Here is a 13,750-nt window from a genome sequence, read left to right on the forward strand (position 1 = left end):
GGATTTTTCAAATAAGGCTTTTCACAAATGTCTCTTCTAACTAATTTTTATTCAAATCATTTTTAAAAATTACTATCATGATAAAAAACTGTAGCTTAACACTTATAGTAGCATTAATGGTTACTTCTGTAACCTTGACAAATGCTCAATCATTCATCGGTAGCACCGTTGACAATTATGCGGGAGTGCATTCCGTGCTTATTAATCCTGCAAATGCAGCGGATTCCAGAATGAAACTGGATATAAATCTATTTTCTGCCAGCGCTTTTGTGGGAAATGACTTCATAAGTGTTGATTTGAGTAACCTGAAAAATTTTAGTGACGGTTTTGATTTCAATACCGATGCGGAGAAAAACCCTATGGATCAAAACAATTTCTTCGGCAATGTGGATATCCTCGGCCCCTCAGCTCTATTCAACCTAAATCAAAAAAATAGTATTGCTATTACTACACGGGTTCGGGCATTTTTCAATCTCCATAATATCGGAGGAGAACTTTACGAAGTATTAAACGGTGATGAAGATATAGACAACTTCAATATCTCAATGAACGACTTGTCTGGAGTTGTACATGCTTGGGCCGAAATTGGGCTTACCTACGGAAGGGTAGTTCTAGAGAAAGACAAGCACTTTTTGAAAGCCGGAGCTACCCTCAAGTACCTTGGAGGGGCTGGAGGATTGTTTGGCTTGAGCCCGCTTTTGACTGCCAATTATAGTGCAGATAATGAATCTCTTACTACTACTGGTAGTCTAAATTATGGTTACACTTCAGGTTTTGATACTGAAGAAATTACCTTTTCAGATGTCAGTGGAGGCTTTGGAGCAGATCTAGGCGTCGTCTATGAATTTAGAGATATAGACAACAGGCATGAGAATCCATATAAATTTAGAGTAGGGCTTTCGGTGACGGATATTGGAGCAATTAATTATAAAGCAACGAGTAATTTTCGCTACGATATGAATGCTACCATTGATGCAAATGAATTTGAAGAAAAAGATTTGGACGAAGTATTAGACGATAACTATAACGGCACAGAAACGCTGGAAGCAGCCAAGTTCGGCTTACCCACTGCCATTCAGATTTTTGCCGATTACAGTATCACTAACAGATTCTTTGTAAGTGCACAAGGTGCTGTTTCCGCCAAAAAAGTATCTGATGTGCCTGTGAGCAATATCATCAATTCCTTTTCAGTCACTCCCCGGTATGAGATGAGATGGATTAGTGTTTACAGTCCACTTAGCTTCCGACAGTATGATTCCAGCCTAGCATGGGGATTTGGGCTACGCGCCGGTCCCGTGACTATAGGCTCAGGTTCTATTCTTACGAATCTAATTTCAGGATCTTCCCGCAGTGCAGATGTATATGTCGGGTTGAAAATTCCACTTTATAAAAAGTCAGAATAAATAAAGGTCAGGGATTTCGAAATCCCTGACCTTTTCATTTTATTTCCAAATATCCTATTTAGTGATTAAATCTGAGCCCTCAGCAACTCCAAAAACTTCCGATCCAGCTTCTCTCCGTACCAATCTTCGTATTCCACGTCTTTTCTGCTAGAATTCAATACTCCAAAAGTCCCTGAGAATTCCCAGATCCCGAAGCCAATTCCATTTTCTTTTAATACCGTCAACACATCACCGAACCAGCTCAAGAACACGTCGTGAGGCGTTTCATTATAACAACCGCATTCTCCACAGTGAACGCCTATCCCCTGATCAATCAAAGCTATCCAAGGCGCATAATACCTCCTGATTTCCTCAATATCTAAAATCCTTTCTCCCTGTGTCAATGGCCAATCCACTGGAGGAACGCTTTCCGGATCCTTATATACCCATCCGGCTTTGTAATGTGATATTGGAAAAGGATGGTATCCTCGACAACTTTGCGCCAGCTCCAAGTCCGCCAACTCAGGCATGGCTGTCCCACCTCCGCCGTTTCCATCAGCAATCACCAATCGGGATTTTTTCACGGATTTGATGGTATTTAGCGCAGCCTCAGCCACCCGATGATAATCCAACATATCCACGGGTCCTCCGGGGCTATGTTGATCATTTGGATCGAGACGCTGATAGGGTTCATTGACCAAATCGAAGCTCAAGTTCTTCTTAGAAATACCTTTGTAACGGCCCGCCCACATTTCCCAGTGCGCACAGAATGCATCTAAGGCTTCCTGATCTTTCCAGAGATTGTATGGCTCTACAAATCCTGCATTGATACAAAAGCCTGGTGCTCGATGGAGATTCAGGCTCACATGCAATCCTTGGGAAATGCATCGCTCGACCAGCTCATCCACTTTCTCCAAACGGCTTTCGTCAAAGTTCATCACTTCATCTGGACGGATAGGCCTGCTTCGATCTATATCCAGATAGCTTGGATAGGAAATAGGAATCCGGGCAAAATCAAATCCCCAATCGGCTATCCATTTCACGTATTCTGGTTTGGTGGGCCTACCTCGATCTGGATGATCTGAGAAAAAGTGCAGTAGGTTAAAGCCTTTCCAGGCGGGTAGTTTGTTTTTGGATTTGGCAACTTCGGCAAAAGCCTGAAGCGAGGTACTGGCAGCTAAGCTAAGACCTGTACCAAGCAAAGCGGATTTCTTGAGAAAATCCCTTCGGGAATCTGAGGTATTCATAGGTTATTATAGGTTTGATACCATCAAGATACTAAAGTCATACAGCCAACTGGCTGAACAATACATAAATGGCTTCTTATTTATCTTTTTGGAATTCTCTAAACAAATCGACCTATTTGTCCCGTATGCATAACTAACTATTATGATTGTCCGCAATGATGCCAGTAGCGATAGTTTCTTTGCTTTACAGGACGTCCCGATAGTTATCGGGAGACCAATGACCGAAGTGGCCTAAATGCCAATTTTTACCATATTAGAAGTCGCTTTTAGGCCCTTACTGGTGCAATTGCGGATTTACATAACTAACTCTAAGCTTATGCGGAAATCTTTACTCATTCTTCTTTTTCTAGCCAGTGCTACAAGTCTTAAAGCGCAATTTTTCATAGCTGGAGGGCATCTCAACGGCGGATTCCCTGCATCCAATCTAAAGCAAGAAGTGGATAAGACATTTTTCCCAACACTATCCGGAATACTACTGTATGAATTTCAAACCCAACCTTTTCAAGTAGGTCTGGAAGTAGGCTATGGTGTCTACGGAACTAAGCTGGAGAAGCGGGACGATTTGTATCCAGGGTTTTCGGAAGAGTTTAGGCTCAGGAGGAATAATAACTATGCTTCCGGAATGGCGGTGTTCAGATACTTACCGACGCAGTCGAGCAAAATCACCCCTTTTGTAGAGATCCAAGCTGGGGCAAATTACCTGTATTCGCGATTTCAAATACGTGCATCCATTTTTGAGGATCCAGTGGAAGTAGGCATAGATATGCAGGACTGGGGATTTGCGTACAAGATCGGCGGGGGAATTCAACTGCCGTTATCATTCATAGAAGGCGGCAAGCTGGAATTGAGAGTGAATTATCAAGACGGAAGCATAATGCGATTCTTGACGAGAGCTGATACTAATTTTTTACCAGATAAGGGCAACGGAGAATTTGACTACAATCCCCGACAAAGTCCGCTACAGCTGATTACAGGTTCTGTAGGAATAGTGATTTATGATGCTTTTAGGTGAGAAACATTGAATTGTACTAATTCACTCCTGCGGAATCAACAGATATCAGATAATACTTAAAAACATCCTCATCTGGATCTTTGGAGGATTGTATAAGGATTTTTCCTTCTACTGTGATATAAAATGGTTTCAGCTTTGACTGAATGGCTGTGAGATCAAATTCAATTATCTTTTTAAGTGAGTTATCAAATAACTCTAAAAATTTCTTAGGAGATTCATCTTGAGCTTCAAATACTATCCGATACAGCAAGCCATTATTTAATCTATATACAGATCCATAATTGACATCTTTGCTCCATCTAGAATTAATTTCCATAAATTCAGATAAATCCTTAAAATCATTTTTCTGCTCTGGCAAATCTTTCTGAGTCTTGAAAAGCATCGATTCATATAGAAAGTCTACTTGCTTCAGATCATCTAATCCAATCTTACTTATTTTATTCATAAACGGATAGGATACAATGAGCACAGAATCAGCGACAGTTAAATAAGGAGAAAAAGAATTTGAAACGGTAGATCCTTTAGCAAAGTCAAAAGAAATCCTATGTTTTGAAATCTGTTCCGAATCAAATGAAAAAGGTATTTCTTCAAAGGTTTCAAAATCATACTTCATAAGAGTATACTTTTCAGTTTCTGAATCCTTAACAATCATACTAATAAAATCTCCTTTAAATGAAGCTGACTTAAATATTCCGTTAGTTACATCATAGCCGTAAATTGACTTTAGTGATTTACTACCATCGCTAAATACTTCACTCATCCTAATCTTAATCGTCTCTCCATCTTTGAAATAGTAAAACTCATTAGCTGTAAAGAAAAGAATTCCCTGCTCTGTATAACTGAAGGTAGCAAAACCAGGAATACTACCCGGCCCCTCTTTGGGAACCTCCACACCAGGTACCAGCCTCATTTTCTTTGAGCTAAATGACACAGTATCCAATCGCCTATAGAAAGTATTAAAAACCAAAAACGACTCATTCTTCTGATCTAACGGAGAAATAGAAAAGGGTATTTCTGATGACATGCCCACTTCGCCGAAATCTAAACTCAGTTCCTCACTGAAGGAGATTTGGGAGTTAGGCAATGAGGAAGATTTTTCATCATTGCATCCAATTAGAAATGCGATAATCCCCAAAAACAATAAATTCTTCATCTATGTCTTACTCTATAAACCAAAAATATAAGTAAGACAAACTAAAGATTTTTCAGAAACTAACACATGTTTAGCCTGTTAATAATTGTAAAAGGAGAATGATAAACTTCTATTTATCAATCCTCCACCAACCTCACCTTATAAAACAGATTATAATCCCGCTCCACTTCTCCGTCAGCAGCTTTGACGATAAGTGTACCATCTGGCAAACCAAAATTTACAACACCTGCTACTGGAAGCTCATTAAGGATTCCGATTTGCTGTTCTCCTTTGACGATAATGTAGCGGGGCTTTCTATACTTAATGAGAGCTTCTCTGAATTCCGGATCTCTGAAATATTCCTCTGATTTTGCTCTAAATCCCATTAAAATATCTTCCGGCATTGGAGTGAAAAATGTAAGTATCTGATACGGGCCAAATGCTTTGATATCGTTAAACCCAGGGTACACCAAACCATCCAAACCAAGAACAGCCTCATACCCATCCCGATCAGGATGGCTCAATGCTACCGCTGTTTGATAAACAGCGGTATTTCCTTCCAGCTTATAAATACCCAGTTGATTACCCATCTGCGGTAAGGAGGCCAGGGTTTTGGTAGTTGGGTTGAAGGATAAACTAGGATAAGTTGCCCCGATCCACTTTTGTTCTTTTTTAAAAGTCCAGTCATCAGGATATACATTTAGGTAGTAAATGGAGTCCTGATCCAAATCAAGTATAAATCCTGATTTTACCTTATTGTAAAAATCAGCACCTATTGTCTCTAGATCAATATCAGCCACTGAATAGGAATTGGGCTCCTCCCCCACCAACTTAAACTTCCCACCCTCTTCATACACTGCAAAACTCTGTTTATTGGAATTGATGGAAAGCATCATCATCTCTTTCACCGTGCCCTTCGTTTTTTTGATTTTATTAAAATCAACGTCGAACAGGTGATAAGGCATCTCCATAGAAAGCTCCTTGAAGACATATCCGGATTCTCCGTAAAACCTACCTTCATAAAATTGTTGAATCTGATTTGGACCTTCTCCTCCTAGTTCATGCTTTTCGAGGATTTCTCCCTTTCCATTGACCAGAAACACCTTTCCTTCTCTGGTATTTTTCATCAGATATAGATCCTTTGAGGAATGGTAATCCAAAATGGTAACCGGCTCAAGCAAATCCACCATAATCGAATCATAGACCTCAAACTGAAGTTCTTGAATTGGGCTTGTTGGAGTTGTATTGGTTTCTTTTTCGGAACAGGAAAAAAGTATAGATGCTAAAAGTGCGGTAAGGGCAACAAAAGTAGATTGAGTCATAGCTATGAGTTAAGGTTCTAAGTTAGTCGGAAAAGGGGGGATTTATAGGACAAGAGAGCTTAGATACAATCAATCATCCCTGCAAATTTAAAATCAAATTTTAAATTTGCAGGGATGTATAAATGAAAACGGACTTTGCGCCTTAGCGCCTTGGCGGGAGATTTTAAAACCTTTTAGGAGGCCCTTCGACTTCGCTCAGGATGACACCTCAAAGGTTATCTAACTTCGCTGCGCCGCCACGAGAAACAAGCTACTCAGGTATTTTCACATAGATAATCACTGGATTTGAATCTTCCGTAACTGACGACAAAGATGCTTTTGCTTCAGGACTTAGATTTAGCGTTTCTCTATTTCTCACCAAATAAGGTGCATAGGAGATAAATACAAGCTGATCACCTTCGAGCCCAATCAGAGAATTAAAATATCCTTGTTCATCCTCATCTATTACAATCTTGAACTCTTTGTTGGTTGACTTATTCCAGATATACAATTCCTTCTTCTGACCACTTTCGTTCTGAGTGACTACGTCTGCCAATAAATACTTCTCCGTTGCTTGCAAAAAATTCAGATTTGAAAAGCCTTGTTTGCTTATCATCTCAAACCCTGCAAAAGCATCCATTTCCCAGTAGCTTTCAGGAACTGTGGTTGCTCCAAAATCAAAGCGGTAAACTTCTCGCAATGAATCTCCTTCACTCAACTCATATACGCTAGTCATAAAAGACTCCCTGAACAGCACCGCGTTATCACCCTCAAAAAAGGATTGCTCATCAATTGGAAGCATCTTCTCATTGAAATCATTTGGAAGCAATTCCTTCAGAACTTCCCCCTGCCCATTAGCTTTAAACAAGCGATGATCGCCCGCCACCATATTGTAACTGCTATAAAACCAAAGTTCATTCTGATCTATAGGGTAAAAGGAAAAAGCATTTATCGGATAGGGAGTAGAATTCAACAGCTCTCCTGATTTTGTGAAGGAGTGAATCTCCAGAGAATTTCCAAACCCAGAATTCACTTGCACTACATCTCCGAATAGCCTAAAATTCCTTACACCCATGACCTGTCCTGGAGCCTCACCGATTTCAGCTACCATTCTCAAGTATTTCCCCTCCTTCGAAAAATGGTGGATTCCTGTTGGACGATCATAGTTCATCACAAAAAAATCATCCTTATCATATTTCACCATCAGGTATTCGCTGAGGAGAGCAGTAGAGTCAGTTTCCAGTGGAATTACTTTCTCGATCAGCAAGTCAACCGAAACCTTTCCCAATGCTTCAAAATCAATGACTTTAACTGATACCGATTCCTTTTCTGTACAGCCCAAGAGCGTTAAAAATGCAATTGCTAAGATCTTTTTCATTGTAATAGATTTAAGACATCAAATTTTTCATCTGTAAAACCTTCGAGGTTCAAAATAACCTCAAAGGTTATCTAACGCTGCGTCGCCGCGCCGCCGCGAGAAAAACCATTTGCGCCTCTGCGCCTTGGCGGGAGACAATGTGCTTTCAACAGCGCCTTTCTTCCATAGCAACACCGGCAGCACCCAAAACACCCCAAGCATACTGAATACCAATCCGCCAATCGTCCCTATCGCCAGTGAGAACCAGAAAATCTCGTTTTGACCTTCCATGATAAATGGAATCAAACCAAAACAGGTGGACATAATCGTAAGCAATATCGGAATGGCCTTTCCAGCTACGGACTTCAACACATTTCTATTGTAAAGCCCTTGACTTCTATTATTCAGATCATTGACAATGAAAATCCCAGCATTAACAGCCAATCCTCCCAGCATCACAAAGGCGGCATAACCACCCTGATCGAAATAGAAATCGAAGAGTGAAAAGATCAAAAACAGGCCAATAAAACTAATCGGGATGATCACGATGATGTAAATCGGCTGTTTCAAATTCTCAAACAATACTGCGCAAATCATAAATATTCCTACGATCAGCAAAGCCAATAAAGAATATTGTCGCTTTTGCTGATCATAATTCCAATTATAAGAATCCCTCTTAGCTTCATAACCAATCGGCATAATCTGCTTCATCTCATCGAGCACCTCATCGAGGTATTCGCCACCAAACTTCCCTGATCCCATGTACTCAAATGCAACAATTCGGATATACTGTCGATCTTCTTTGTTGAGGGAATTGGTGGTAGTCTCCTTCGTCAACGTACCATAATCGGAGATTTTGAAAACTCGGTTTTCTCCACCGATTAGCCCTTTTTGCTCCAGGTCAAACTTGCTAAAATCTCCAGACTTACGCTCACGAACCATGAGACCATAGTTTTGATTCTCCAAGGTCAACATAGTCGAAGTATTCTGAGGCTTGGACATATCCTGCAAGGCAGTGATCACTTCGAATTGATTAGTCTGTCCTAATGCCATTTTACCTTGATCGAGACGAAGGACGTATTCTTCCGTTTTCTGCTCACCATAACCCGCGCGCTCATTGGTTTTCACTTCCTGAATCCGCTTATGCGCCAAAAGCTTCTCAGCTAGTACATTTGCCTGTCGCTCCAATTCGTCAAAATTGTAGCCCTTCATTTTCACTCGATAACTTGGTATCTGATCGCTTGAACCTCCTGTATAAAACCCTTGGCCCACTCCATACACATTCCACTGCGCTCCAGACCAATCCGTAGATTTCACAGAAAGTTTGCCCTTCAGCTGGTAAGGCAAAGCCCCACTTTCGTAAGCTTCCTTAAAAGTGATTTCTATCCTAGCACTTTGCCCAGAGAACACCGAAGTCACGAATTGATCGATCCCTTCCACATCCTTTAGATAGGACTCAAACTCCCGCATGATAAAGTCCATTTGCTCCAGCGTATTCCCAAAAGGCAATCGGCAGTTGACATAGAGTCTAGTCTTTGCAGCCTCTCGATAACCACTTTTTTCATATACACCACGCACAAACATGCGCATGGATCCGCCCAGTGCTTTATCTAAGTATGGCCTGATTTCCTCCTGATAGAAGGTGTTTCCTACGGTTTTATTGTACCATTCCTGGTCTTCCCATTTGGCAGGGAGAAAAAATACCGGCAGTCCAAAAAGCAAAATCAAAAACACAAGAAATGTCTTCCTGTATTTCGCTGTCCAGCCAATTCCTCTTTCGTAGCTGCGCAAAGCTTTAACACGCTTCCGTAATTTAGGCATAGTCAACTTCCGCCCTTGATTGACTGATTCTTTGAACATCACCTGATAGAAAGCCGGAGTAAAAACTAAGGCAATCAGCAGCGAAATTCCCAGCATTACCGAAACGACAATAGAGAATTCAGACAGGTTTTTTCTTTCCTCTTCTGGTAGGAAAAAGACGATCATCAGCGCCGCAATGGTTGTCATTGAAGCAGCCAAAAGCGCCAAGAAAACCCGACGATTTTTATGTTTGTGCAGGTGATCTATCATAATGATCGCATTGTCCACGATCAAGCCAAAACTAATCGTCAAACCCGCCAAGGAATAGAGGTGAATATCAACCTTGAGGAAATAGAGCACGATGGCGCAAAGGCTTAGATTTGCCACAATTCCCAAAAAGAGAATACTCAGGTACTTTATATTTCTATTGATCAGAAATATGAAAACCACCAAAATCAGGATCGATAGTCCAGATCTCTTGTATATTTTATTCAGTTCTTTTTCTAAAAACTCAGTGTCGTCATTCTCCAATCGAACTTCAAAGCCGGCAGGAAGCAATTCCCCTGCATTTTTGATGGCAAGCTTTAGATTTTGAGCCAGCAGGACCTTATTTACTCCATCTCGATTGTAGATGGTAAGTGTTACTGAGTTATTCCCGTTGATTCTATAGTATCTGGTTGGTTCTGCTTCTTCCAAAGTCAAGCTGGCCACATCACGAAGCCGGATTTCCATACCATCCATTTCGCTTATGACCAAGTTCTCCAATTGATCCTTCTCCTTGAGCGAGCGATCCACTTGTACGAAAAGCGTCTTGCCCTGATTGTTCATCACAGCGCCTGGGAATGTCAATCCAAATGCACTTCGGATACTACCATCCAGTTGATTTTTAGTAACTCCAAAAGCTTGCATCTTTTGGATATCATAAGTCACGAATAGCTGCAGATCATTTGCCCCGAGCACTCTCACGTCCTCCACTTCCTCGAAGCGGGTCAATGCTGGCTTTAGGATATCTTCTGCTATTTTCTTGATCTCAAAAGAAGCGAATGGGCCATTCACACTATAGGTCAAAATTGGGGTTTTATCGTCTGATCTCTCCTGAGACGATTGTGCAACTGTGGGATAACTCACCCTAGAGTCCATCTGGGGATAAACCTGTCGGATCATAGAAGAGATTTCAAACTTCTTCATCTCCATATCCGACTTCTTATCGAAAGTCAGCGTGATATACCCGCCGTTATAATTGGAAGTTGATTTGATTTCCTTAAGCTCAGTCAGACGGGAAAAAGCGCCCTCTAATGGCGATGTAGCCAGTTTCTCCACGATTTCTGGAGAAGCATTGCTTATCCCAAATGAGACAGATAAAATCGGCGCCCGTTCCTTCGGATTCAAATCCACAGAAAGCATAGGAATCACCGCCAATCCAAGGATTGATACGACTACAAAGACTATCAGAATTCTGAATGGAGTCATATCAAGTCGCTTTCAATGATTTTTTAGAAACAGTAAACCAGTAAGCCAAAGGCACAAAATACAAGGCTGTGATCGTACCTATCGTCAAACCTCCGATCACTGCAAACACCAAAGGCCGCTGCAAATCGGCTCCCAAACCACTACTAAACACGATCGGTATCAATGCCAAAATCGTAGTAATCGAAGTCATCAAAATCGGCTTGAGACGAATCTGTCCAGCTTTGTGAAGTGCCATTTCCAGCGCTTCAACAGCCGAAATCGTGTCTGACTCTACATAAGTTACGCGAAGTCGATTGATCGTATCGATTTTCAAAATCGCATCATTCACCATGATCCCCAGCATCACGACCAGACCTATCGCAGACATCACATTCAGCGAAGCTCCGAAAATAAGGAGAACTAAAAATGCACCTCCGATCCCCAAAGGAAGGGTAAATACTACAATCAATGGCTGAATAAAACTCTCAAATTGCGCAGCCAAAATAAAGTACAGCAGCAATACCGAAATCAACAAGATGCCGATGAGCTGACGGATATTTTCTTTGTCTTTGAAATACTGACCTACCACCGTCATGCCCAGGTTTTTCTCCTGACCCCAGCGAAGATATTCACTGGCATTCTCATCTGGATTCTCAGCAGTCACATTGAGCGATTGATAAATCCCGCCCTTGTCAGCAGTCACATATTTGTAATGATCTTCGTAGTTATACTCCACAAATTCACCTAGCATGTAAGAAGTTGTATCCGAGGCAATCACTCTGGTATTGCGTAGTATATCTTCAAATCGAGCATTTGGCTCTTTAAGTCGAATTGGAGTGATTTCCCCAAATCGTCTGATATCTGCGATAGGATAACTTCCAAAAAGCATTGCAATGCGATCTTGGATGCTGCTCACAGGGATTTGATAAGTCGCCATTTTATCCGCTCGAAGCGTGAAAACCACTGAAGCTTCCTTCTGCAATCCTGGACCACGCTCCCATTCCTGCGTTGGAAACTGACTGAGCCAAGGATCCATCTTTTCCTCTGGAACTGGCTCTTTCGCACCCAGATCTTTCCATCTCACTTCGTAAAATGGCATGTTCGAACTGAATAACTGATCAAAAGCATTTGGCGCATCGCCAAGGGTAAAAGACGCTTCTGGGTAATTCTTCTTCAAAGTTGCTTCCAATTCCATAATAGCAGCTTCTTTCTCTTCTACTGTTGGGAAAAGGAAATAAAGCAAGGACTGCTGAATGGAATTCTCTCCATCAAAAAGCAAGAACTGCTTCACTCCAACGTCAGCTTCTGCTTGAGAATACCTTCCTTCCAAACTTTTCAATAAGGTCACCACACGATCTTTGTTTTCAGCAGCGGAAATCGGTTCGCTCCAATCCACATCCAGCGTAGCATCCAGCTTTTCGATCTCTGGCAAACCAGTTGTTTCCAACAATTGACTAATTCCCAAACCAAGCGGAATCAGTAGCAAAAACACCAGCATAGCCACTTTTCTATTCCCGGATACCTTGCGGTAGCCAAATTCATACATTCCTAAAACCTTGGTGAAAAAGGCTCCTTCACCGTCATCGAAGGCTTTTTTGCTCCGCGAAAACATCAAGAAATAAAGCATAGGAAGCAGGATAAAAGCCACTGCTAGAGAAACCGATAGAATCGCCGTCACCGCCACGGCCTGATCAAAGAACAAGGCTCCAGAAATCCCACTCAAAAAGACCAGCGGTACAAATACCGCTAAGGTAGTAAGTACAGAACTGATCAAAGCGCCCATTACCTCATCCACGCCTTCCACACAAGCTTCGAAAAGCGGTAAACCACTCTCTCGTTTGCGTGTGATATTGTCTAAGACGATGATCGCATTATCGATCAGCATCCCTATTCCGAGTGCTAGACCTGAAAGCGAAATGATATTAATAGAAAGATCAAAAAAGTAGAAAATCAAGAATGATATCAGCAAGGAAGACGGTAAACTAACGCCGATAATCAGCGGAAGTCTGTAGTCTTTCATGAAGAGAAAGAGTACTGCGAAAGCGAAAACACCTCCGAAAAGCAAGGAAGTTTCCAAATTGGAAATCGCAGCATTCAGCAGATTTGATTGATCTTGAGTCAGTTCAAACTCTACCAGAGGGTAATCCTCCTTGAACAATTCCAGTGATTTTTTCAGCTCAGGAATCAGCTCATTCATTTTGGCGGAAGCCTGCTTGTGTACCGTAATGACCAAACTTTCCTGAGTTCCGAAAAGATGGTAACCAAGCGTCTCTTCAGTCTCATAGTTTACTTCAGCAAGTTTGCCCAGTGGAATGACTACTCCTGAAGGAGCCGCCACAGGCAAACTCTCAATATCCTTCGGTGTGTCTACTCGCGTCGCTAAGCGTAGGTAGTAGCGGAATTGACCGTCTTTAACTGATATCCCACCAAGCTCTCTATTGCCTGATTGAATGGCAGAGATCACGTTTTGCTGCGTCATTCCCAGCGCTGCCAACGCTTCTTCATTTGGCTTTGCTGTGATAATGCGCTCCTTTTTGCCATTGATATCTACCAGAGATACTCCTGGCAACTGCTCAATTCTTTTCTTCAGAACATTCTCCGCAAGGAGACTCACCTCCACTTCGTCTGCTCCTTCTTTTGGCACCACCTGCACTCGCGCAACAGGAATATCAGAGGTGTTGATTCGGATGACTTCGGGACGTCCTAGATCTTCTGGCAGAGAATTCGTAAGACGATCTATTTTTTCATTGACATCGATATAGGCCAACTCCATCTTGGTTCTGTAGTCGAAGGTCAATCGAATCGTCCCCACTTCGGATCCTGCCTTGGAATCCATTTCCTCCAGGCCATTCAAAGTAATCAATCCCTCACGTATTGGACTGAGTACATTTTGTTCGATAGCTTCCGGAGAGGCATTTGGATAACTGACCTTCACCACTATCTGCGGTACATCGATCGGAGGCAAAAGCGAAATTGGCAGTGTACGTAAGACGATGAAGGCAAAAACCATCAGCGCCATAAAAGTCATAAAAACTGCAATCGGCCGGGCCAGTAAAAATCTAACCATGGC

At 41.8% G+C, this 13,750-nt stretch carries 8 protein-coding genes; 2 read left to right on the top strand and 6 right to left on the bottom strand.

Translation table 11 applies throughout. The features are described from left to right. The first annotated feature begins 77 nt into the window (after positions 1-77). Entirely contained in the window at positions 78-1,403 is a 1,326-nt protein-coding gene (locus tag BM291_RS18980; RefSeq protein ID WP_092900502.1) for a DUF5723 family protein, read from the top strand. Positions 1,404-1,468: 65 nt separating this feature from the next. On the opposite strand, the gene BM291_RS18985 is transcribed toward BM291_RS18980, so the two are convergent. Continuing rightward, positions 1,469-2,629 (bottom strand): cellulase family glycosylhydrolase, encoded by a 1,161-nt coding sequence (locus BM291_RS18985; protein WP_092900507.1) that lies wholly within the window; start codon positions 2,627-2,629, stop codon positions 1,469-1,471. A 316-nt stretch (positions 2,630-2,945) separates the two neighbouring features. Here BM291_RS18985 and BM291_RS18990 point away from each other — a divergent pair, with 316 nt between their 5' ends. Continuing rightward, complete coding sequence (locus BM291_RS18990) at positions 2,946-3,641, top strand: outer membrane beta-barrel protein (RefSeq protein WP_092900512.1); 696 nt, start codon at positions 2,946-2,948, stop codon at positions 3,639-3,641. A gap of 16 nt (positions 3,642-3,657) precedes the next feature. Here BM291_RS18990 and BM291_RS18995 read toward each other — a convergent pair whose 3' ends face one another. The 5 genes from BM291_RS18995 to BM291_RS19015 all read right to left on the bottom strand — a co-directional run bounded on the left by BM291_RS18995 (position 3,658) and on the right by BM291_RS19015 (position 13,747). Further along, on the bottom strand, positions 3,658-4,794 hold the full coding sequence (locus BM291_RS18995; RefSeq protein ID WP_092900524.1) for a hypothetical protein: 1,137 nt from the start codon (positions 4,792-4,794) through the stop codon (positions 3,658-3,660). A 116-nt stretch (positions 4,795-4,910) separates the two neighbouring features. After that, positions 4,911-6,095, bottom strand: coding sequence for a DUF4221 family protein (locus tag BM291_RS19000; protein WP_092900527.1), 1,185 nt, complete (start codon positions 6,093-6,095; stop codon positions 4,911-4,913). A 250-nt stretch (positions 6,096-6,345) separates the two neighbouring features. Beyond that, on the bottom strand, positions 6,346-7,452 hold the full coding sequence (locus tag BM291_RS19005; protein ID WP_092900530.1) for a 6-bladed beta-propeller: 1,107 nt from the start codon (positions 7,450-7,452) through the stop codon (positions 6,346-6,348). 60 nt (positions 7,453-7,512) lie between these two features. Next, the gene (locus BM291_RS19010) at positions 7,513-10,701 is read right to left on the bottom strand and encodes an efflux RND transporter permease subunit (protein ID WP_092900534.1); all 3,189 of its coding nucleotides are present in this window, start codon (positions 10,699-10,701) and stop codon (positions 7,513-7,515) included. A gap of 1 nt (position 10,702) precedes the next feature. Further along, positions 10,703-13,747, bottom strand: coding sequence for an efflux RND transporter permease subunit (locus tag BM291_RS19015; RefSeq protein ID WP_092900536.1), 3,045 nt, complete (start codon positions 13,745-13,747; stop codon positions 10,703-10,705). Positions 13,748-13,750: the final 3 nt, after the last annotated feature.

It is taken from the genome of Algoriphagus aquimarinus (assembly GCF_900112005.1).
Lineage (GTDB): Bacteria > Bacteroidota > Bacteroidia > Cytophagales > Cyclobacteriaceae > Algoriphagus > Algoriphagus aquimarinus.